The organism is Bacillus sp. JZ39 (genome assembly GCF_053903145.1).
The window spans coordinates 2423421-2443818 of record NZ_CP096389.1; the positions used below are offsets into that span (position 1 = coordinate 2423421).

Annotated in this window: 22 protein-coding genes and 1 other annotated feature; of the genes, 1 reads left to right on the plus strand and 21 read right to left on the minus strand. The window is 43.5% G+C overall.

Annotation, left to right across the window (positions count from 1 at the left end; genetic code table 11):
* Positions 1–61: 61 nt before the first annotated feature.
* The 17 genes from glyS to rpsU all read right to left on the minus strand — a co-directional run bounded on the left by glyS (position 62) and on the right by rpsU (position 14877).
* Positions 62–2101 carry a glycine--tRNA ligase subunit beta gene (glyS, locus tag M1D65_RS12425; RefSeq protein ID WP_128740578.1) on the minus strand — a complete coding sequence of 680 codons (2040 nt, stop codon included), beginning with the start codon at positions 2099–2101 and terminating at the stop codon, positions 62–64.
* A complete protein-coding gene (gene glyQ / locus M1D65_RS12430) occupies positions 2094–2981 on the minus strand; it encodes a glycine--tRNA ligase subunit alpha (RefSeq protein WP_003226213.1) in 888 nt (295 codons plus the stop codon). Before glyQ ends, glyS begins: the two co-directional genes overlap by 8 nt.
* An 82-nt stretch (positions 2982–3063) precedes the next feature.
* Positions 3064–3239: a binding site (T-box leader), on the minus strand.
* Positions 3240–3278: 39 nt separating this feature from the next.
* Positions 3279–4046 (minus strand): DNA repair protein RecO, encoded by a 768-nt coding sequence (gene recO / locus M1D65_RS12435; protein WP_014477369.1) that lies wholly within the window; start codon positions 4044–4046, stop codon positions 3279–3281.
* A 36-nt stretch (positions 4047–4082) separates the two neighbouring features.
* Positions 4083–4226 (minus strand): YqzL family protein, encoded by a 144-nt coding sequence (locus M1D65_RS12440; protein ID WP_003230053.1) that lies wholly within the window; start codon positions 4224–4226, stop codon positions 4083–4085.
* Between the two features lie 147 nt (positions 4227–4373).
* Entirely contained in the window at positions 4374–5279 is a 906-nt protein-coding gene (era, locus tag M1D65_RS12445; RefSeq protein WP_003230051.1) for a GTPase Era, read from the minus strand.
* Positions 5260–5670, minus strand: a complete 411-nt coding sequence (locus M1D65_RS12450; protein WP_003230049.1) for a cytidine deaminase — start codon at positions 5668–5670, stop codon at positions 5260–5262. The genes era and M1D65_RS12450 overlap by 20 nt, the downstream gene beginning before the upstream one ends.
* A 118-nt stretch (positions 5671–5788) precedes the next feature.
* On the minus strand, positions 5789–6160 hold the full coding sequence (locus M1D65_RS12455) for a diacylglycerol kinase family protein (protein WP_015384119.1): 372 nt from the start codon (positions 6158–6160) through the stop codon (positions 5789–5791).
* The gene (gene ybeY / locus M1D65_RS12460; RefSeq protein WP_003230039.1) at positions 6141–6614 is read right to left on the minus strand and encodes an rRNA maturation RNase YbeY; all 474 of its coding nucleotides are present in this window, start codon (positions 6612–6614) and stop codon (positions 6141–6143) included. The genes M1D65_RS12455 and ybeY overlap by 20 nt, the downstream gene beginning before the upstream one ends.
* Complete coding sequence (gene pgpH, locus M1D65_RS12465) at positions 6615–8750, minus strand: cyclic-di-AMP phosphodiesterase PgpH (protein WP_456270587.1); 2136 nt, start codon at positions 8748–8750, stop codon at positions 6615–6617.
* 78 nt (positions 8751–8828) lie between these two features.
* Positions 8829–9788, minus strand: a complete 960-nt coding sequence (locus tag M1D65_RS12470; protein WP_014477373.1) for a PhoH family protein — start codon at positions 9786–9788, stop codon at positions 8829–8831.
* Positions 9785–10981 carry a sporulation protein YqfD gene (gene yqfD / locus M1D65_RS12475; RefSeq protein WP_003230033.1) on the minus strand — a complete coding sequence of 399 codons (1197 nt, stop codon included), beginning with the start codon at positions 10979–10981 and terminating at the stop codon, positions 9785–9787. The genes M1D65_RS12470 and yqfD overlap by 4 nt, the downstream gene beginning before the upstream one ends.
* An 18-nt stretch (positions 10982–10999) precedes the next feature.
* Positions 11000–11281, minus strand: coding sequence for a sporulation protein YqfC (yqfC, locus tag M1D65_RS12480; protein ID WP_003226191.1), 282 nt, complete (start codon positions 11279–11281; stop codon positions 11000–11002).
* 56 nt (positions 11282–11337) lie between these two features.
* A complete protein-coding gene (locus tag M1D65_RS12485; RefSeq protein ID WP_024573276.1) occupies positions 11338–11757 on the minus strand; it encodes a hypothetical protein in 420 nt (139 codons plus the stop codon).
* 24 nt (positions 11758–11781) lie between these two features.
* A complete protein-coding gene (floA, locus tag M1D65_RS12490) occupies positions 11782–12777 on the minus strand; it encodes a flotillin-like protein FloA (RefSeq protein ID WP_003230026.1) in 996 nt (331 codons plus the stop codon).
* Between the two features lie 21 nt (positions 12778–12798).
* Positions 12799–14112, minus strand: coding sequence for an NfeD family protein (locus M1D65_RS12495; protein WP_213419118.1), 1314 nt, complete (start codon positions 14110–14112; stop codon positions 12799–12801).
* 130 nt (positions 14113–14242) lie between these two features.
* Entirely contained in the window at positions 14243–14689 is a 447-nt protein-coding gene (locus tag M1D65_RS12500; RefSeq protein ID WP_003230022.1) for a GatB/YqeY domain-containing protein, read from the minus strand.
* Between the two features lie 14 nt (positions 14690–14703).
* On the minus strand, positions 14704–14877 hold the full coding sequence (gene rpsU / locus M1D65_RS12505) for a 30S ribosomal protein S21 (protein ID WP_003152957.1): 174 nt from the start codon (positions 14875–14877) through the stop codon (positions 14704–14706).
* Between the two features lie 172 nt (positions 14878–15049).
* Here rpsU and M1D65_RS12510 point away from each other — a divergent pair, with 172 nt between their 5' ends.
* Positions 15050–15973 (plus strand): Na/Pi symporter, encoded by a 924-nt coding sequence (locus M1D65_RS12510; protein WP_014480301.1) that lies wholly within the window; start codon positions 15050–15052, stop codon positions 15971–15973.
* A 35-nt stretch (positions 15974–16008) separates the two neighbouring features.
* Here M1D65_RS12510 and mtaB read toward each other — a convergent pair whose 3' ends face one another.
* The 4 genes from mtaB to dnaJ are packed head-to-tail and all read right to left on the minus strand — an operon-like array spanning position 16009 to position 20244.
* Positions 16009–17364 (minus strand): tRNA (N(6)-L-threonylcarbamoyladenosine(37)-C(2))-methylthiotransferase MtaB, encoded by a 1356-nt coding sequence (gene mtaB / locus M1D65_RS12515; RefSeq protein ID WP_003230017.1) that lies wholly within the window; start codon positions 17362–17364, stop codon positions 16009–16011.
* Positions 17364–18134, minus strand: a complete 771-nt coding sequence (locus M1D65_RS12520) for a 16S rRNA (uracil(1498)-N(3))-methyltransferase (protein WP_161621674.1) — start codon at positions 18132–18134, stop codon at positions 17364–17366. The genes mtaB and M1D65_RS12520 overlap by 1 nt, the downstream gene beginning before the upstream one ends.
* Positions 18135–18156: 22 nt before the next feature.
* Entirely contained in the window at positions 18157–19092 is a 936-nt protein-coding gene (gene prmA, locus M1D65_RS12525; protein ID WP_187001805.1) for a 50S ribosomal protein L11 methyltransferase, read from the minus strand.
* A 24-nt stretch (positions 19093–19116) separates the two neighbouring features.
* Positions 19117–20244, minus strand: a complete 1128-nt coding sequence (gene dnaJ / locus M1D65_RS12530) for a molecular chaperone DnaJ (protein WP_003230010.1) — start codon at positions 20242–20244, stop codon at positions 19117–19119.
* Positions 20245–20398: the final 154 nt, after the last annotated feature.

The following is a 20398-nucleotide window of genomic DNA, read 5'->3' on the forward strand; positions in this document are numbered from 1 at the left end:
AAAAAACTTATAAATGGGGAAAAGACGATTACCGATCACACAGCAACCGCCTTTTCTCTCTTTATTTTACAATAAGGGCATTCATATTCGCAAAGGACTTGATCTCATCCGCCAAGCTTACCATTTGCGCTAAACGATTTGCCTTTAATGACTCATTATCCGCTATAACCATTGTATGATCGAAGTAAGCATCGATCGGTTCTTTTAAGGCTGCAAGTGAAGCAAGCGCCGCCTCATAATCTTTTTTGCTGAAGTTTTCCTGCAGATTTTGCTTCGCTGTTTGGTAGGCATCAAACAGTTTTGCTTCGTATTCATTTTCAAACAGATCAGGCTGAATGTCTCCGCGGACTCCTTTTTTGCTGATAGAGATCACTCGGCCTAACGCTTCGGCTGTTTCCTTAAAGCCAGGTGCACCAAGCTTTTGCTCCAGTACTTGTGCTTTATGCAGCGCAGAGTACGGCTCAAGCTCAGAGCTTTCCAGCACGGCGTCAATGACGTCATGTCTGATTTGTTCAGCATTCAAGACATATTTCAAGCGCTGAGTGAAGAAATCCAGCAGTTCATTTTCTTTATCGGTTTGAACGAAAGTAAGCAGCTCTTCAAATGAAATTCCCCAGTTGCGGTCAAGAAGAATCGCAACAATACCGCTTGCTTGGCGGCGCAGTCCGTAAGGGTCCTGGGAACCGGTCGGAATTACGCCGATAGAGAAGAATGAAGCGATTGTGTCAAGCTTATCCGCCATTGCTACAACAGCTCCGGTGAAAGTAGAAGGCGTTTCTCCGCCCGCTGATCTAGGCATATAATGTTCATTAACTGCCGCCGCCACAGCTTCATCTTCGCCAAGCATTCTCGCATACTTTTCGCCCATAATTCCTTGAAGTTCAGGGAATTCATATATCATATGCGTCACAAGGTCGAATTTAGAAATTTCAGCAGCCCGCTTCACATGTTTTAATGTATCTTCATCAGCCTGAAGACGAACGGCAAGTTTCTCTGCGATTGATGTGACTCTTCTAACCTTATCAGCAAGAGAACCAAGCTCTTCATGGAAAACGATATTTTCAAGCTTCTTCACATTTGCATCAATGTTTAGTTTCTGATCTTCTTTGTAGAAGAATGAAGCATCAGATAAACGTGCGCGCAGCACTTTTTCATTGCCTCGGGCCACATTTTCAATCGCGTGGCTGTTGCCGTTTCGGACTGTGATAAAGTGAGGCAGCAGGTCACCGTTTTTGTCTTTGACAGGGAAGTAGCGCTGATGCTCTTTCATTGTCGTGACAAGCACTTCTTCAGGAATTGACAGAAACTCGGATTCAAATGAACCGTAAAGAGCTGTCGGGTATTCTACCAAATGATTCACTTCATCAAGAAGGTCTTCGTCAACTGGAATGCTCCAATTGTTTTCAGCAGCCATTGCTTCCAGCTGAGATTGAATCATTTGCTTTCGGACGCTAGGATCAGCAACAACATGCTGTCCTTTGAGCTGCTCTTCATAAGCTGAAGGTGATTCAATTGACACTTCATGTCCGAGGAAACGATGTCCCTGTGTTGTCCGTCCAGACTCAACGTTTGTGATCGAAAATGGAATGACATCCTGTCCAAATAATGCGACAATCCATTTGATCGGTCGGATATAACGCAAATCTTCATTTCCCCAGCGCATGTTTTTCGGGAAATGCAAGCTTGTAATTAAACCGCTCAGTTCCGGCAGAAGCGACTTCGTTTCTTGGCCGGCTTGGAATTTTTGCACGAATACATACTCTATGCCTTTTACTTCTTTAATGTACAGGTCTTCCACATTCGCGCCTTGGCCTTTTGAAAAGCCGATTGCCGCTTTTGTCCAGTTCCCGTCCGCATCAAGGGCAATTTTTTTCGCAGGCCCTTTTGCTTCTTCTTTTATATCATCCTGCTTTTCTGCGACATCCTTAACGAACACAGCAAGACGTCTCGGTGTATTGAAGAGTTTCACTTCACCGTGAGTAATATTTTTTTCTTTAAGCCAGCCTGTCAGCTTGTCGCCAAGCTGAACCATGCTTTCATTCAAAAAGCGCGCCGGCATTTCCTCTAATCCGATCTCTAAAAGTAAATCCTGTTTACTCATGAGAAGAACCCTCCCCTTTAAGCATTGGGAACCCTAGTTTTTCTCGTTCCTCATAGTAGGTTTTTGCTACTTTTCTAGCTAAATTCCGCACTCTTGCGATATAGCCCGTCCGCTCGGTAACAGAGATCGCACCTTTGGCATCAAGCAGGTTGAAAGTGTGCGAGCATTTCAGCACATAGTCATATGCTGGATGAACAAGTCCGTTGTCCATTTGCTTGATCGCTTCTTTTTCATATGTGCTGAACAATTGGAACAGCATATCGACGTCTGATGTTTCAAACGTATAAACAGAATGCTCATATTCAGCCATCATGAATAAATCTTTTACTGTAAACCCTGACGTCCATTCCAAGTCAAACACGTTTTCTTTATCCTGGATATAAGACGCGAGACGCTCAATTCCATACGTAATCTCTACAGAAACGGGTTTACACTCTAATCCCCCGACCTGCTGGAAATACGTAAATTGTGTGATTTCCATTCCGTCAAGCCAAACTTCCCAGCCTAGACCCGCGCAGCCTAAAGACGGATTCTCCCAGTTGTCTTCAACAAAGCGAATATCGTGCTCAAGCGGATCAATTCCAAGAGCACGCAAGGAATCCAAATACAGCTCTTGAATGTTATCAGGTGACGGTTTAATAATGACCTGGAACTGATGATGCTGATACAGTCTGTTCGGGTTCTCCCCGTAGCGGCCGTCTGCAGGACGTCTGGAAGGCTCTACATAAGCCACTTTCCACGGCTCAGGGCCGATACTGCGCAAAAATGTATACGGGCTCATCGTGCCGGCTCCTTTTTCTACATCGTAAGCCTGCATAAGCACACAGCCCTGACTGGACCAATGCTTTTGCAAGGTTAGAATCATGTCTTGAATATTCATTTCAAGCACCTCCACTTTTCTTTCATAAGTTGACTGCGGCAGCAACCAAAAAACTCCCGTCTCTATGCTTGCCAGCCGCAAACATAGGGACGAGAGTTCTCCCGCGGTTCCACCCTAGTTGCTGAGAACCAAATCCCAGCCTCTTTTTTTAAAATTGCTCAAGAATGCCTTTCGTTGCGTGCTCATCCTTAGCTTACACCGCCCTAAGGTCGCTTTCATGAGGTAAACGCAAGTACTTCTTTCTCTCACTGCAACATATTTTATAATAAATGATCATATAAAAAGATGGACCAAATGTCAACTTTTGTTTTCACCCATAAGATGTTTCATACTTTCCATTTGATCTAAAAAGCGCTTTGATTTTAAATACAATCCCGAATATTCTTCGTAATATAAATCAATCACTTGCTTTAATTCAGCTTTTGTTTCCTCTTTTAAGGACACATTGCCGAGCCTCGACAGATCAAAATAGTAAAAGAGTCTTAACAGCCTTGCCGTTTGCGGTTTAATCGGTATCCTGTAAGGATCTTTTTCAAAACAGCGGTGGCATATAAAACCATTATCACGAACAGAGAAATGAAAGGTTCCGTCTTGGCTTTTACAATGAACACAATGATTTAGCTCAGGATACAGGCCCATGACACCGAGCATCTTCATTTGAACAATGAAGGTGATAACATCCGGATCTGTTCCTTCATTCAGCTGTTTTAATGATTCTAATATGAATTCAAATAAATAAGGGTTTGGCTTTTTTTCTTCAGTACCTCTGTCGACTAACTCAGCAATATAGGCAGCATATGCTGTTAAAAACAAGTCTTCCCTGATGCCTCTCATGCTGAGGATCATTTCCCCCTGCTGAAGCGTTCCGAGGCCCGATGTTTTTTGCATTAAGAAAGAACCATACAAAAAGGGCTGGCTGACTGCTGATAAACGGCTGTTCGGTTTTTTGGCGCCTCGTGCCATAACACCTATTTTTCCGTGTTCTCTTGTCAGTAATGTTACGATTTTATTCGTCTCTCCGTAATCATTTGTGCGAAGAACGATTCCTTCACATTTTGTCAGCATTTCCGCACCTTCCTCAAGCAGGAGCGGCCAAGAGGTTTATAAAATTGGATAATCAAATCGGGCTAGCTCATCTTCTAGTTCTTCGGGTCTTTCCATGTTCTCTTTTTCCAGTTCTTTAAAAAGAAGATACGTATCAACATTTCCTGTTTGAGAAAATACGTTCCAGGTAAAATTCAACACAAGAAACCCACCTTTCTGTAGTTAAACTAGCTTACCTAAACTCCAAATTCTTACCTTTATCTTGACCAGATGTCCTCCATTTCATGTTAAACAAAATTTGCTAATGTATCCCTGTTCCTGTGAGATAATGACACACACGGGAAGAGATTAATATTCGTCCTCTTTAAAGCCAAAATCGCGAAGCTGGGACATTTTATTACGCCAGTCCTTCTGCACTTTCACCCACAATTCAAGGTAGACACGGGAGCCCAATAGTGCTTCAATATCCGCTCTCGCTCTTTTTCCAACCTCTTTTAGAAGGCTTCCTTTTTTACCGATCACGATGCCTTTCTGAGAATCCCGCTCGACCACAATCGTTGCCGCTACGTGTACAGAACCGTTGTCCTGCCCTTTGATGGATTCGATGGCCACCGCAATGCTGTGCGGGATTTCTTCTCTCGTCAAATGCAGCACCTTTTCCCTGATTAATTCAGAAATGATAAATCGCTCAGGGTGGTCAGTTACCTGGTCACTCGGATAGAATTGCGGCCCTTCCGGCAAATACGCTTCAATCTGAGCGAGCAAGGTTTCGATGTTATTTCCTTCTAAAGCAGAAATCGGAACAATTTCCTTAAAAGGATAACGTTTGCGGTATTCGTCAATTAGCAGAAGCAATTGGTCGGGATGAATTTTATCGATTTTGTTTACGATTAAGAATACAGGCGTAGACATCGTCTGCAATTTCTCAATGATGAATTCGTCGCCCTTCCCGTAGCCTTCCTCAGCATTGATCATAAACAAGATCAAATCGACTTCTTTTAATGTATTTTGCGCCACTTTCATCATAAAGTCCCCAAGCTTATGCTTAGGTTTATGAATCCCTGGTGTGTCAATAAAAATGGTTTGTGATGTGCCTGTCGTCAGTACTCCTTGCACCTTGTTTCTCGTCGTTTGGGGCTTATCGCTCATGATCGCGATTTTTTGTCCAATGACTCTGTTCAAAAATGTAGATTTTCCTACGTTTGGTCTTCCAATAATGGATACAAATCCTGATTTAAAGCTTTCGTTCGTCATGTAAATCCTCCGATGAAAATGCGCCTGGCAATAATTCTTCCACAGTCATTTCTTTTATTTGTCCTTGTAAATTAGTCAGTACGACAATAACGTCTTTTGTGCAAAGCTCAGAAATCACCTGGCGGCAGGCTCCGCACGGAGATACTGGTCCAGGGGTGTCAGCCGCAACGGCCAGCATCTGAAACTCTGTATCCCCTTCAGAAACAGCTTTAAATAAAGCGGTACGCTCGGCGCAATTGCACATGCTGTATGCCGCGTTCTCAATGTTGCAGCCTCTGTACACTTTTCCATCCTTGGTAAGAAGAGCGGCTCCTACTTGGAATTTGGAATACGGCGCATATGCCATATCACGCGCTTTTAAAGCTTCTGTTATTAATTCTTGTCTGTTCATGTGTACATTCCTCTCTTACCTATAATGGTACCGCTATCACTTTATATTTTACATAATCGCGCGCTTTTTTTCACGCCCATTTCTAAAAATGTAAAATAAATGTAAGAATTTTCAGCCATTACAGCTTTGGCAAAAAAATAAGTAAACCAATGATACACGAAATCACGGCAAAAACGCAAACAGCCCCGGCGGCAGCGTCCTTGGCCGCTTTAGCAAGAGGGTGATGTTTGTCAGTTATTAAATCAACCGTATGTTCAATGGCTGTATTTAAAAGCTCAAGCGAAAACATACCGCCGATCAAAAGGAATATAATCATCCACTCAATCATGCTGAGCTCTACAAGGAAGCCGCAAATGAGAACAGCGCAGGCGGCTGCGGCATGAAATTGGAAATTCCGCTCCGTCCGCGCTGTTTCCCAGATGCCCCGGCCTGCATGCACGAAGCTTTTGAAGAACCGCTTCAGCTCATTTCTATGATCTTTTGAGTCCATAAGCGTCCAGCAATTCCTTTTGCTTAGTAAACATCTCCTCTTCTTCCTCTTTCGTCATATGGTCATATCCTAAAAGGTGCAGAAATCCGTGTACAGCTAGAAATCCGAGCTCTCTTTTAAAAGAATGATTATACTCCTCTGCCTGCTCTCTTGTGCGATCGGCACTGATGATAATATCACCTAAAACCGGAGGCATTTCGGCGCCCACGATTTCGATCTCGCCTTCTCCCTCTTCTTCAAGAGCAAATGAGATGACATCTGTCGGAGCATCCTTTCCCCGGTATTCTTTGTTAATCTGATGTATGTCATCATTGGAAACAATCGTGACAGAAACTTCAGCCTGGTCTTGAACGCCTTCACGCTCAGCAGCAAATTGAAGCAGATTTTCTACTTCTTTGAGCATCTCTTCTGAGACGCTTCCCGTTTCATCAACGATATCAATCAGTAAACTCATCTATTTCACCTTCTTAGTAGCCTCCGGATATTCAATCCGGGAGTGGAAAATTCCTTTTAATGTTGCACAGAGCGTTTTTGCGATTGTATCCAGCTCTTTAAATGTCAAATCGCATTCGCTGAACTGTCCGTCCTGAAGCTTATCGGATATAATACCCCGGACAAGCTTTTCAATTCGTTCAGGATTTGGATTATGCATAGATCTGACGGCCGCCTCAACACTGTCGGCCACTGATATAATTGCGGCTTCCTTTGACTGCGGCTTCGGCCCCGGATAACGGAACTCTTCCTCTGTAATCTGGTCGCCTTTTTCCTTCGCTTTATAGTAAAAAAACTTTAAAAGCGAGGTTCCATGATGCTGCTCAGCAATATCGACAAGCTCTTTCGGAAATTTATAGCTTCTCAGCATATTCGCACCGTCTGTCGTATGCGAGATAATAATATTTTTACTCAACTGAGGTGACAGCTTGTCATGCGGATTGTCAATATTCATTTGGTTTTCAATAAAATATTGCGGGCGCTTTGTTTTTCCGAGATCGTGATAATATGCGCCGACTCTTGCAAGCAAACCATTAGCCCCAACCGCTTCACAGGCTGCCTCTGATAAATTGGCAACCATTACACTGTGATGATATGTACCTGGTGTTTCTGTCAGTATTTTGCGCAATAGCGGATGGTTAGGATTAGACAGCTCAAGCAGCCTCATGGTGGATAAAATGCCAAAGCCCGTCTCAAAAAACGGCATCAGGCCGATGATCAATACAGATGAAGCAAACCCCGACACAACCCCCATGAGCATTAACGTGCCGATTTCAAGACCCGACAACGCAGTGTTCTGGATCAATAATAAGGATAAAACGACAACCATATTAATAAACGCCACGAAAAGTCCGGTCTGCAAAATCTTTGATCTTGCATTGTGTTTTCCTAAAAATAATACACCTGAAATGCCGCTGATCAAATAATAAATCCCTATGACATAATTGAATGTTCCTGTCACACCCTGATTAAACATCATACTTCCGCAAATCGCAAGAATGATACTTCCCAATATGGCAATGCGTTCATTCATCAGCAGTTTGATTAAGATGGCGCCGGCCGCAATGGGGACCAGATAGCCGATATTATTATACTCCATCTTCTGAAACAAACTGACAACCTCCATGATCACAAGCAAAAGTGTTGTGATAATCGAGAATAACAGAATGGATTTATTTTTAAACTTCAGATTTTGTTTCTGTTTTTCAAAATAATATACAAGTGTTGCAATGAAAAGTCCGATCATAATCAATAGCCCGCTGATCGGTTTAAAGAGATTTGAGTTATTTAATAACCCGGTCAGCTCAAGTTTCCTGTACACTTCCCGATCAATGAGGTCATTTTCTTCCACGAGCACTTGTCCCTGTTTGATTTGAACCTGCTGGACATTATCTGAGGCTTCCTGCCGTTTTGCCTCTGTTGCTTTCGGATCGAAGACGTAATTCGGAATAATAGCAAAACGCCCGATTTCTGTCGCGGCTCCCAAGTATTTAGACGGAATAGAATTGCTCTTTAGCTCTTTTTCTACCTTATCCTTTGCATCAGATAGTTTATCCGAAGGGATTTCACTGCTCATGACCGTATTTACTGCGGTAATGACCGTATCTCTGACAAAAGAAAAGTCTTCACTGTCTGCTTTCAGCAATGTCTTGATGGAATCCTCGGATATGGAATCATTCACATCTGACGTCAATTTATCCTTTACGGATTTGACCATTGATTTTTCCGATGGTGATTTGCTGCCTTCTTCCGATGATTTTTTCACTTCACTAATACTGTCGAATATTGATGACACTAGGTCTATCCGATTATCTGTGTATTCTTTTTTTAATGTATATTGATCTTCAACCGCGTCTTCAGCGGCTTGCTTTTTTTCCTCTGTGGCTTTTTGATCTTCCACGGTTGCCGGAGCGTAAATGGTCTTGTCGCTGACTGAAAACAGGTCTAAATCAAGTGTTTCCGGCTTAACATGTACAAAGAGCAAAGCAAACATAATGGCAGCCAGCAGAAGATACAGCAGTACATGCATGGAGCGGGCATTTTTAAAATTGCTCCATTTTTTTGAGCTGCTTTTGGTCTTAGCCTTCTTTTTCAACACAAGAACCTCCTCTTGAAACATCAAGCCCACAAGCAATCATAAAAATGACCCGATAACGCGCGATCGGGTCATTCAGCATTAATTTTGCTTATCGTATGCTTCAATAATTTTCGCAACAAGCGGATGTCTGACCACGTCTGTCTGGTCCAGCTCAATCATAGAAATGCCGTCTATTCCTTTTAGCATCTCCTTCGCTACTGCAAGTCCCGATTTGACGCCTTTCGGCAGATCAATTTGGCTAACGTCACCTGTAATGATCATTTTAGAGCCAAAACCCAGTCTCGTCAAAAACATTTTCATTTGAGCAGGCGTGGTATTCTGTGCTTCATCAAGTATAACATAAGCATCATCGAGCGTCCGTCCCCTCATATATGCGAGCGGAGCAATTTCAATGATGCCTCTTTCCATCAGACGTTCTGTATGATCTGCCCCAAGCACATCATGGAGAGCGTCATACAGCGGGCGCAAATAAGGATCTACTTTTTCTTTTAGGTCACCTGGGAGAAAACCGAGGCTTTCACCGGCTTCCACGGCAGGTCTTGTTAAAATGATTTTTTTGATATGTCCGTTTTTTAAAGCATGGACTGCTTTTACGACAGCCAGGTACGTTTTCCCGGTTCCCGCCGGACCAATGCCGAATACAAGGTCATTCCGCTTCATAGCGGCCACGTATTCCCGCTGTCCCATTGTTTTTACACGGATTGATTTGCCTTTTGCGTTTTTTGTAATTTCTTCTTCATACATGCTTTCAAAGTATTCAAGTTCATTCTTCTTTGCCATTTTGATGGCGTAAATCACATCACGTTCAGAGATCTCTATCCCCTTGCGAATTAAAGCGAGGAGCGATCCCAGCAGCCTGTCTGCAATCTGAAACGATTCATCATCGCCTGAAACATAAATCGTCTCGCCGCGCGTAATGATATTTACATTCAGATCTTTCTCCATCAATTTCAAAAAAGAATCTTGGTTCCCGAAGAGTGAAAGCGCCTCGTCCGGGTTTTTCAGTTTTTGATTCATCGCAAGTAAATGTTCTGTCATTCTTCAGTCTCCCTGACAATAGGTGTGGTTTGAACGATATCTTCTATAACTTGGTAGAGAATAATCAACTTTACTTTACCATTCTCAACAGTCTGGTGCAAAACTTTTTCACTTTTCACCTCGCCGTTTTCGCCTATTTTATCCTCTACATCCTGTTTACCCAATTTAATGCCTTCTTGAACTGCTTCTTCTTTCGTATATTTTCGCAAAGCCTCTTCACTTTCTCTCGTTTGCTCTTTGACATAGGATACAGGGAGCTTAAATCCGAGAAAATGAAGCGAATGCTTTTCTTGTTCTGTTTTTGGATGCTTCAATTCCTCTTTTTTAAACGTCATCCCCCAGATCGGGATTGCCAAAGAACCAAAAGAAAGCTTGTGCTTTGTCCTTACTTTGCCCGTATAAACGTTAAATAATGTTTCAAGCGGGACTGTCACTTCTGATCTATACCAGGTTTCTCCGTAAATTTCTGCTTTTGAGGCGACTTCCTGCTGATGGTCTTCGCTGCCGATCAGTCCCGAAACAAGCAGCTGCCCCTTTTCAACATGATCGTGTATGGCGGCCATGGGCTGTCCTTTTTGCACAAACATTCTCGTAATGGTTGCTTTCTTTTTGGCGACAATATTGCGCGGGCTAACATACTTTTCTTTTTCGGGCTCATTTTTCTCCACAACTTTCATGTGAATGGTCGTCCCCTTCAGATCAACTCCGACCCAAGTGATATTGTCTATTCCATTGGTTAATGATTTCTGTATTTTTTCGGGCGACATCATTAAAAACTGCAGACGGCCCTTTTTGACGCCGATTTCATTAAGATGCTGCCTCATTTGATGTTCTGTTTCAGGCTTAGCGCCTGTCACATCAATTTTCCACACCATATTGGACAGCAAAAACAAAAGGATGAAAAAAATCGCAAAACCGATCGTAAACCCTATATTCAGCTTTGATTTCAGCAACAGGAAGGGAAATCCCTTCCGATTGATAAATCGGGCTTTACATTTAAATTTACTTCTCACCCGCCGAAAGGCATGTACATCCTGAAGCTGTATATATAACGATACGGCTTCTTTCTTTTTTTTGACATGAAAGACCGGAATCCCCTGTCTTGTGCATTCATTAAGGAGCCGCTCAATCCCTCTTCCCGTCAATTCAAGCTGGACCTTACCCGAAAAAAAAGACAGCCATTTATTTTTCACAACATTTCCCCCTCGGCTTTATGACTCAACATATCGAACGACATCAATCGTACCCTCCAAAAGTATCTCTTCCGGAAGAATCGCCTTGATGACAAAATTTTTACCAGATATGATGCACTGGCCCTGCTTCAGCATCAGCCTCACTTCATTCTCACTGAAAAGCAAAAGGCCTCTGTGGTTTTCTATGTAGATATGAAGTCTGCCAACCATTGTAATCCTCGGCAGATCCATCATAACGTCCGGGGGAATTTCCAATGCTCTTGTCAGCCAAGCTTTCATACGATTCTTTCTTTGCCCCATACAAAAAGAACCCCCTTTCATCTCATATGTATGATTTGAAAGGAGGTTCTAACACTTTAATTTTTACGGGCTGAGCGCATCGTACGGTGAGGTTTTTTCGCCCGTGGAGGCCCGAACACCTCTCCTAGAACGATCCCCTGTACGACGGTGTCCTTATTCACCTGAAGCATTTTTTGTTTTGTGTATACTGTTTTTTGTTTGGCAGCAGCAAGATCTCGTTCCAGCCCTTTCAGGTTTCTTGCTGTTTCCCTGCGTCTTTCTTCCGCTTCCCGTCTTGCCTGTTCCATACGGTTAGGGATAGGTGCAGGGGCATCTTCTTTTGACTGCTTCTTTTGAGGAGAAGCAGATTGCACGTGTTGAGGTTTTTTTCTTTTTTGGCTGTTTTGCTTTTCTTCTTTGCTCTTTTTGCCGAAAATCGCAGAAATGATTCCGATGATCGCTGCAATAATAAGCGGATTGGTCAGTAAATCTTCCATCAGCGTTCTCCCTTCTTAGAGAGATTATGATTTGCGGTCTTCATCCGAAGGGTCTTTCGTCAGCTTGCCGAATGAATCACGCATTTCTGTGTCAGCATCGATGTTCTTGATATTCATGTAATCCATGACGCCAATATTCCCTTCACGCAAAGCTTCTGCCATCGCAAGCGGCACTTCCGCCTCGGCTTCTACCACTTTCGCGCGCATTTCTTCTACGCGGGCACGCATTTCCTGTTCTTGAGCGACAGCCATCGCACGTCGTTCTTCCGCTTTTGCCTGCGCGATGTTTTTATCAGCCTCGGCCTGATCGGTTTGTAAAATTGCACCGATGTTTTTGCCGATATCTACATCTGCAATATCAATTGAGAGAATTTCAAACGCAGTTCCTGAGTCCAATCCTTTTCCAAGGACTGTCTGAGAAATCATGTCAGGGTTTTCAAGCACTTTTTTATGATTATCAGATGAACCGATTGTAGAAACGATCCCCTCACCTACACGAGCTACAATGGTTTCTTCCCCTGCTCCCCCAACGAGGCGCTCGATATTCGCTCTTACTGTGATTCTCGCTTTCGCTTTGACTTCAATCCCGTCCATTGCGACACCGGCTATGAATGGTGTTTCAATCACCTTAGGATTAACGCTCATTTGAACAGCTTCCAACACGTCCCGGCCTGCAAGATCAATGGCAGCACAGCGCTCGAATGTAAGTTCAATGTTAGCTCGCTGAGCGGCGATAAGCGCGTTGACGACTCTGTCAACATTACCTCCAGCCAGATAGTGGCTTTCAAGCTGGTTTGTTCCAACATTAAGTCCCGCTTTATGCGCTTTAATCAGCGGGTTAACAACCCGATTCGGAATGACGCGGCGAAGCCTCATCCCAACTAGAGTGAAAATGCTGATTTTCACTCCGGCTGCCAAAGCTGAAATCCAAAGCATTACAGGCACAAATGTAAAAAATACTGCCAAAACAATGATCGCTACTGCGACAATTGCCAGAATCATAAGTGTTGACGGATCCATATAACTTCTCCTCGTTTCTATTTAAATTTCTCTCACAACAATGCGTGAGCCTTCTACTTTAATCACTTTTACTTTTTTATCTTTTTCTGTAAACGATCCCTCCGAAACAACGTCAAGGCGTTCATCATCAATAATCACGGTACCGGAAGGACGCAGCGGTGTAAAGGTTATACCCACTTTTCCTATTAAGTCCGTTCGCGTTTGATTTGAAACGTAGCCGCTCTCCGTATTTGTAGAATCATTTAATATCAATTTCTTAAAGAATTTCATACGTTTTCCCAACACCCTTGTCAGTAAAATAAACGCTGTAATCGAAACAGCTGAGGCGATCAAGAGAGAAACCGCCATGACAGTGAAGCTCCCCGCAGCTAAAAACAGGCTCGCAATAATCGCTCCCAAGCCCAGTAATCCAATGATTCCTCCGGGAAGAAAAATCTCAAGCAGAATGAGAATCACCCCTGCTATAAAGAGGAGAACCGTCTCATACCCGGCAAGACCGGCTGCAAGATGCCCGTAAAAGAACAGCAATAACGCAATGAGTCCAGCCGTTCCAGGGAGGCCGACACCCGGGGAAAAAAGCTCCACCGTCAGACCTAAAAAAGCGATTGTCAGCAGAATAGGGACAATGACCGGATTCGTCAGCCATCTTGCTGTCTTTTCCGCAAAGCTCTCCTTTGCGTAGCTGATCTGCGCCTTTTCGAACCCAAGCTTCTTTACGAGCGTGGACAAATTGTCAGCAGTGCCTTCTGAATAGCCTACCTCAATTGCCTTGTCTGCGTTAAGTGTCAACAGATCTCCCTTAGGCGCGCCGACTTCCTTGGCATCTATATCCGGGTCAGCCATTGCGAGCGCATATTTTGGATCGCGGTTATTTTTCACTGCGGCATCTTCCATCTCTGCCAGCCAAAGTGATTGAGCTTTTTGGTCAGCGGCATTGCCTTGGCCATCAACAATCGCGGCGGCTCCCATTTTTCCGCCAGGCGCCATATAAATGTGATCTGCTTGAAGTGCAATATATGCACCAGCAGACAACGCGCGTTTGTTGACATATGCAGTTACGGGGATCTCGCTATCGGTTATCAAATCGGCCATATCAATAGCAGATTTGACCAATCCCCCCGGGGTATTGATATCAAGAATAATATGGTCTGCATGTGCATCCTTTGCGTCTTGTAACGAACGGGACAAAAACGAGACGAGACCCTGTTCGACATTTTTTTCAACCGGAATCACATAAACAGTTTGTTTTTCTGCTTTAGCGTTCAGCTGTACGCCTAATAAAGAAAGCAAAAATATACCCAAAAGAGCAGCACGGAATCCTTTGATTTGAAGCAAGGGCGGTGTATCCCTCCTTCCTTTTATAATAAGTGCCTTCTCTTCATACGTAACAAATGTATCAAAGGTTTCATTTTTTTATGTATAAAAAAAGACATCTCTCTTAGAAAGATGTCCTTTTCTTTGCCATTTAAGACAGTTGACTGCTCACAAGCTTATTAATTAAACTTCCGTCAGCTTTACCTTTTACTTTAGGCATAATTGCCCCCATCACTTTGCCCATGTCCGCTTTTGAGCTCGCACCGACCTCCGCGATGGTTTCATTTACGATTGTACGCAGCTCTTCTTCTGACAGCTGCTCAGGTAAATAAACTTCTAAAATGTCCAGCTCTTTTTGAACTTTATCTACTAAATCTAAACGATTAGCGTTTGAAAATTCCTGGAGGGAGTCTTTACGTTGCTTAAGTTCACGAGAAAGGACAGTGAGTTCCTCATCCTCGGTCAAACTGTCTTTCTTAAGCTTAATTGCTTCATTTTGAAGTGAAGCCTTAACCATTCGAACGACAGTCAGTTTGTCTTTCTCACGGTTTTTCATATACAGCTTCATATCCTGGTTGAGACGCTCAAGAAGACTCATAAATCCACCCTCTTTTAGAATTTGCGTTTTCTAGCAGCTTCAGACTTTTTCTTGCGCTTTACGCTAGGTTTTTCATAAAATTCACGCTTTCTTGCTTCTTGCAAAGTACCTGTCTTTGATACACTGCGTTTGAAGCGACGAAGAGCATCTTCAAGCGATTCGTTTTTTCTAACGACCGTTTTTGACATTCTCTTTCCCTCCCTCCGAATACACCAATCGACTACCTTTAAGTTACACATATAAACATGTACTTTGACATTATAATATAAGCCATCAGTCAGGTCAACTAAGTGAGTTCACTTTTCCGTCATGAGTGCGACTGCCTGTCTATATAATGATAGAAAGGGGTTGGTGAATAGGATGTTAATTCTGATTAGCTTTACTGCTCTTATATTATTCTTTCTCACAGGCATGAACATGCTTCGAAAAGGCTTAATTTCTATGGCGTACTCAAAAATTGAAGATCGTTTGCTTTTATTTACAGACCATCCATTAAAAGCGTTTCTTATCAGCATTGTATTTACGGGGATACTTCAGAGCAGTTCAGCCTTTATGGTCATTGTCATCGGCTTTGTTAGTGCGGGTGTGCTTTCTTTTAAGCGGACGATACCGATGATTCTCGGAACAAACGTTGGGTCTACCTTTACAACTGAATTTATTGCTATCAAAATGGATATTTTGATTTGGGTTCTTTTAATAGGAGGTTTATTGTTTTTTCTGACTGGCAGGTATCCTTTGAAACAGCTGGGAACAAGCTTCCTCGGACTGGGCATCATCTTCTTTTGCATCAGCGGATTCAGCCACCTTGCCGGGCCGCTGACGAAGCTGAAAACGGGAGCCGACGTTCTATACCATGTTAACGATTCAAACTGGTCCGCTTTGCTCATCGGGATGGTGTTAACTGCCATCATTCACTCCAGTTCTGTCTGTATCGGCATTTTGATGAGTTTTATGAATGAAGGGATTATCGGACTGACACAGGCGATGAGCGTCGTACTCGGATCCAATATCGGGACATGCATTACAGCTGTCATGGCTGCTGTATCCGGCGGATATGCGGCGAAACAGACAGCGTATGCGCATGTGGTATTTAACGTGCTAGGGGTGGCTCTAGTATTGCCTTTTCTGACCGCAGCGACCGGCTTTGTAGAGCAGTTATCACCCGATCCTGCCCAAAGGATTGCTCATTTCAGCCTTTTATTTAATGTAGTAACAGCTCTTTTATTTCTTCCGCTTACAAACTTGTTTTACCGATTGATTCACCTTCTTATCCCGGCTAAATAAAAAACCGGTACATTTTAATGCACCGATTTTTTAGGTTAAGAAGACAAACGCATGTGTTCAGTTATTTCATCCTCAACCACACGGACAAACTGTCCTTCGTTGTAAGGATAACCTGCTTTTAGGATTTTGACTTTTACGATTTTGCCGATCATATCTTCCGTACCTTTGAAAACAACCTTCATATAATTGTCTGTGTAACCGACAAACATATTTTCTTCTTCTGTTTCCTTAAACGCTTCCTCAGGGATAATCTCAAGCACTTCATTTTCATACTGAGAAGCGTATTCTTTTGCAAGCTGGTCAGAAAGAGCAATCAGGCGGTGCACACGTTCGTTTTTCACGTTTTCATCCACTTGGTCTTCCATTCGCGCAGCTGGTGTTCCTGTACGTTTACTGTAAGGGAAAACATGCAGTTCAGAGAATTTATGTTCTTTAATAAAGTTATAGGTTTCCATAAATTCTTCTTCTGTTTCTCCAGGGAATCCGACGATGACATCAGAAGTAACAGCTAAGCCTGGCAGTGCTTTTTTCAATTTATTTAAACGGTCTGCAAAGAATTCCATTGTATATTTGCGTCTCATCCGTTTAAGCACTGTGTTTGATCCGGATTGGATAGGAATATGCAGATGATTCACTATCTTATCTGAGCGGTCTAAGACCTCGATCACTTCGTCAGTGATTTGGCTGGCTTCGATTGAAGAAATTCTGATCCGTTTCACGCCTTCCACACGGGTGTCTAATTCGCTCAAAAGCTTCGCGAAGTTGTAATCTTTCATATCTTCGCCGTAGCCGCCTGTATGAATACCCGTAAGAACAATTTCCTTATATCCGGCATCAACAAGCTGCTGCGCTTGTTTAATGACTTCTTCAGGATCGCGGGAGCGGAGCAGGCCTCTCGCCCACGGAATGATACAGAATGTGCAGAAATTATTGCAGCCCTCCTGTATTTTCAATGACGCTCTTGTGCGGTCCGTGAAAGCAGGCACATCAAGCTCTTCATATACTCTTGCTTTCATGATGTTGCTGACGCCATTAATCGGCTGGCGTTCTTCTCGGTATTGGTCAATGTAGCCAAGCATTTTTTCACGGTCCTGTGTTCCGACTACAATGTCGACACCGGGGATCGCCATAATCTCAGCAGGTGAGGTTTGCGCGTAGCAGCCTGTGACACAGATGACACCGTCAGGATTTTGACGAATGGCGCGTCTGATCACTTGGCGGCTTTTTTTATCTCCCGTATTTGTAACCGTACATGTATTAATGACATATACATCAGCTGTTTGTTCAAAGTCTCTTCTTTCATAGCCCGCTTCTTTGAAAAGCTGCCAGATTGCTTCTGTTTCATAATGGTTGACTTTACAGCCAAGCGTATGGAAAGCAACAGTTGCCATTACTGATCACCTCTTAATAACTCTGTTTGATAAGAAATCGCGCTCAACGCGTATAGCGGAGCGGTTTCTGTCCTTAAAATTCTCGGTCCAAGGCCGCACAGCACACCGTCTTGCTCTGTGAGCCGTTCAACCTCCGCTTCTGTTAAGCCGCCTTCGGGACCAAATACGATCAATAGAGATGATCCTTTCGGAAGGCTGCTTACAATCGCGCTGAATGCGCTTATTTCCCCTTGCTTCGATGACTCCTCGTATGCAACGACACATTTATCGAAATCCTGCATCCTTTGAAGAAGCTGCTGAAAAGAATGGACATCCATCACTCGCGGCACTTCGTTACGGTACGATTGTTCAGCCGCTTCCTTCGCAATTTTCGTCCATCTTTCCCGCTTTTTCTTTGCCTTTTTGTCATCCAGCTTGACAACAGAACGCGCGGCTTGGAAAGGAATAAAGGCATGAGCTCCGAGCTCAGTCCCCTTTTGGATAATCCATTCAAGCTTATCTCCTTTCGGAAGGCCGCTCGCAATATAGACCTTTATCGGAAGCTCTCTGTTTTCATTCGTCCATTCTATCACAAGGCAGGACACTTTATCTTTGGAAACAGATTGAAGTTCACATTTTGCCTCGAAGCCGTCTTGAGAGCAGCAGATAATCTGATCTCCCTCATTCATTCTCATCACGTTCACAATATGATGAACATCTTCGCCGGTAATCGAAAAAGCCGGCGCTTCCTCTATTTGCTGCTTCGTGAGCTCGATAAAATATCGTTGCATACGCTGTGACACCTACTAACTGTTATTTTTTCGCAATAATGCTGACCCAATCTTCCATTGAAAGGATTTCTACAATGGTAAAGCCAGCTTGTTCCAGTGCTTCTTTAACTTCTTGTTTTTTATGACCGATGATTCCTGACGTAATAAAGTGGCCGCCTTCTTTTAACAGGCTGTACGTTTGTGAAGTAAAGCGAAGAATGACTTCAGCCAAAATGTTGGCCACAATCACATCATGTTCCCCTTCAATCCCGTCTAACAAATTGTTTTGCTTCACTTGAGCAATATCGCTGACTTTGTTCAGCTTGAGATTGAGGCGTGCACTTTCTACAGCCACGGGATCAAGATCGTAGGCATGAACCGATTCAGCCTCAAGCATTGCAGCCGCAATACTTAAAATTCCCGAACCAGTGCCGACATCAATCACCTTATCACCCTTTTGCACAAAGCGTTCAAGCGCCTGAATGCAGAGTACGGTTGTCGGATGTGTCCCTGTGCCGAAAGCCATTCCCGGGTCCATTTCAATAATCAGTTCATCAGTATGGACCGGCGTATATTCCTCCCACGTCGGCACAATTGTAAACTTTTCAGAAATTTTCACAGGATGATAATACTTTTTCCAGGCAGTCGCCCACTCTTCTTCATTTACTTCAGAAATAGTGATCTGGTTTCTGCCCAAATCAATATTGTAAAGAAGGAGATTATTAATCGTTTCTTTAATGCCGTCTACAGTTTCGCCCAGAAAACTGTTAACCGGCAGATATGCTTTGACAATGACACCCTCATCTGGGTAATCATTGGGGTCGAGCTGGTAGATTTCCCCGTACACATTCTCACGTTCTTTAATTAAATCAAGCGGGTCCTCTATCACAACCCCACTTGCACCAGCTTCATGCAATATATTTGAGATAGGTTCGACCGCTTCATGTGTTGTGTGAATGCTTAATTCGGACCATTTCAAAACTACCAACTCCTCATCCAATAATTAATCGCCTTTAAACGCGCGTTTTACCTTGTCAAAGAAACTCATTTCCTGTTCGTCAGGCAGGTTTCCGCTGACTTCGGCAAATTCGCGGATAATGTCTTTTTGTTTATCAGTCAGATTTGTCGGCGTAACGACGCGGACGACGATATGCTGGTCACCCTGTCCATAGCCTCTGACATTTTGAACGCCTTTGCCTCTTAATCTAAATTTCGTTCCTGTTTGTGTACCGGCCGGAATTTTCAATTTCACTTTTCCATGCAGCGTCGGCACTTCTACCTCATCTCCAAGAGCAGCCTGAGCAAACGTTAACGGCATTTCACAGTAAATATCATCGCCGTCACGCTCGAAGAACTCGTGTGCGCGTACATGGAACACGACAAATAAATCCCCGGCAGGGCCGCCGTTTATTCCTGGTTCACCCTGTCCCGAGAGACGAAGCTGCTGCCCGTCATCTACACCGGCTGGAATTGTCACATTGATTTTCTTGCGTTTTTTGATTTTTCCTTTGCCGCCGCAATCCGCACATTTGTTTTTAATGATTTTGCCTGTACCTTCACAGTGGTGGCAGACCCGTCTGTTAACGACTTTTCCAAACGGTGTATTTTGCTCCACGTTTAACTGGCCGGAGCCTCCGCAGTGGGAGCATGTTTCTGGATTTGTTCCAGGTTTCGCACCTGAGCCTTTACATGTCTCGCACGTTTCCTCGCGGGGAATTTCGATGGTTGTTTCTTTACCGAAAGCCGCATCCTCAAACGACAGGGTCATCGTATACTGTAAATCAGCACCCTGGCGCGGAGCATTTGGATCTCTCCGTCTTGTGCCTCCGCCGAAAATACTTGAGAAAATATCATCGAAACCAAAACCGCCGAAATCGCCGCCGCCAAAACCTCCGCCGCCGAAGCCTTGGTTAGGGTCAGTGTGACCAAATTGATCGTAATGCGCACGTTTTTGGTCATCTGACAGCGTTTCGTACGCTTCTTTTACCTCTTTAAATTTTTCATCTGATCCGGCTTCTTTGTTAATATCAGGATGATATTTTTTTGACAGCTTCCGATAAGCTTTTTTAATTTCATCCTTTGAAGCGCTCTTACTTACTCCCAGCACTTCATAGTAATCACGCTTACTCATCTCGCTTCACTCTCCCGAATTTCTCACATAAATTAGATTGTATCATTTTGAATTATGATTTTTCAATTCCTTTTATCCCGGGCAAGAAAAAAAGTCAAAGCCAAGAGATGCCTGACTTTGACTTTCTAATCATTGAATCAGATTATGAAATGTG

Excerpts from the sequence above, each read along its gene's own strand:
- dnaJ (WP_003230010.1), bottom strand. The coding sequence starts at position 20,244 with ATGAGTAAGCGTGATTACTATGAAGTGCTGGGAGTAAGTAAGAGCGCT.
- M1D65_RS12450 (WP_003230049.1), bottom strand. The coding sequence starts at position 5,670 with ATGAACAGACAAGAATTAATAACAGAAGCTTTAAAAGCGCGTGATATG.
- yqfC (WP_003226191.1), bottom strand. The coding sequence starts at position 11,281 with ATGGGGCAAAGAAAGAATCGTATGAAAGCTTGGCTGACAAGAGCATTG.
- M1D65_RS12520 (WP_161621674.1), bottom strand. The coding sequence starts at position 18,134 with ATGCAACGATATTTTATCGAGCTCACGAAGCAGCAAATAGAGGAAGCG.
- ybeY (WP_003230039.1), bottom strand. The coding sequence starts at position 6,614 with ATGAGTTTACTGATTGATATCGTTGATGAAACGGGAAGCGTCTCAGAA.
- rpsU (WP_003152957.1), bottom strand. The coding sequence starts at position 14,877 with ATGTCAAAAACGGTCGTTAGAAAAAACGAATCGCTTGAAGATGCTCTT.
- era (WP_003230051.1), bottom strand. The coding sequence starts at position 5,279 with ATGACGAACGAAAGCTTTAAATCAGGATTTGTATCCATTATTGGAAGA.
- M1D65_RS12485 (WP_024573276.1), bottom strand. The coding sequence starts at position 11,757 with ATGGAAGATTTACTGACCAATCCGCTTATTATTGCAGCGATCATCGGA.
- M1D65_RS12510 (WP_014480301.1), top strand. The coding sequence starts at position 15,050 with ATGTTAATTCTGATTAGCTTTACTGCTCTTATATTATTCTTTCTCACA.
- mtaB (WP_003230017.1), bottom strand. The coding sequence starts at position 17,364 with ATGGCAACTGTTGCTTTCCATACGCTTGGCTGTAAAGTCAACCATTAT.
- M1D65_RS12500 (WP_003230022.1), bottom strand. The coding sequence starts at position 14,689 with ATGAGTCTTCTTGAGCGTCTCAACCAGGATATGAAGCTGTATATGAAA.
- M1D65_RS12470 (WP_014477373.1), bottom strand. The coding sequence starts at position 9,788 with ATGACAGAACATTTACTTGCGATGAATCAAAAACTGAAAAACCCGGAC.
- M1D65_RS12455 (WP_015384119.1), bottom strand. The coding sequence starts at position 6,160 with ATGGACTCAAAAGATCATAGAAATGAGCTGAAGCGGTTCTTCAAAAGC.
- floA (WP_003230026.1), bottom strand. The coding sequence starts at position 12,777 with ATGGATCCGTCAACACTTATGATTCTGGCAATTGTCGCAGTAGCGATC.
- recO (WP_014477369.1), bottom strand. The coding sequence starts at position 4,046 with ATGCTGACAAAATGTGAAGGAATCGTTCTTCGCACAAATGATTACGGA.
- glyS (WP_128740578.1), bottom strand. The coding sequence starts at position 2,101 with ATGAGTAAACAGGATTTACTTTTAGAGATCGGATTAGAGGAAATGCCG.
- glyQ (WP_003226213.1), bottom strand. The coding sequence starts at position 2,981 with ATGAATATTCAAGACATGATTCTAACCTTGCAAAAGCATTGGTCCAGT.